The organism is Ralstonia sp. VS2407 (assembly GCF_052950655.1).
Genome location: NZ_JBRFVG010000198.1, coordinates 1 through 489, shown reverse-complemented (window position 1 = coordinate 489; position 489 = coordinate 1). Strand labels below are relative to the sequence as shown.

Below are 489 nucleotides of genomic sequence, written 5' to 3'. Positions count from 1 at the left end.
AAGCATGACTTTTTGCAACATCGCTGCGCCCATTTCAATGCCACGCTTAGTAGCTTCTTTGTCAGCTTTTTCTTTGGCTGCATCAATTTTTTTCTGTTCTGCTTTTGTCGGCTCTTTCGTTTTATGATCAAACAGCTCTACCTTTTCAGCAGATTCGATATTTTTTTCAAATAAATTGATAAACTCATCTTTTACATCAAGTTTTCCGACAATGGTTAGTAATGTAAATAAGTCATCACCTTTTAATTCACGCATTTCTAAAGTCATTTTATTATTCCTCCACGTAAAAAGGACGACTATCGAGCCGCCCTTTATTAGTATTTTTTACTTTGCTGGGATTGTCACAGAAACAGCCGTACTCCACTCGGAACCGAAGCTGTGTTCATTTAAATAGGCTGCTTTTTCTGTATCATTTGAACCTTGTCCCACTTCGCTAAAGCCCTGAACATATAGAAAAATTTGATCGTTCGGCTTAGAGCTAGGTATATT

1 protein-coding gene is annotated in these 489 nt (G+C 37.2%); it reads right to left on the bottom strand.

Annotated features, from left to right (window positions below; translation table 11 throughout):
* Positions 1–267, bottom strand: a 267-nt coding sequence (locus tag ACU8YE_RS24600) for a hypothetical protein (protein WP_446930042.1), incomplete at its 3' end; no start/stop codon positions are given.
* Positions 268–489 lie beyond the last annotated feature (222 nt).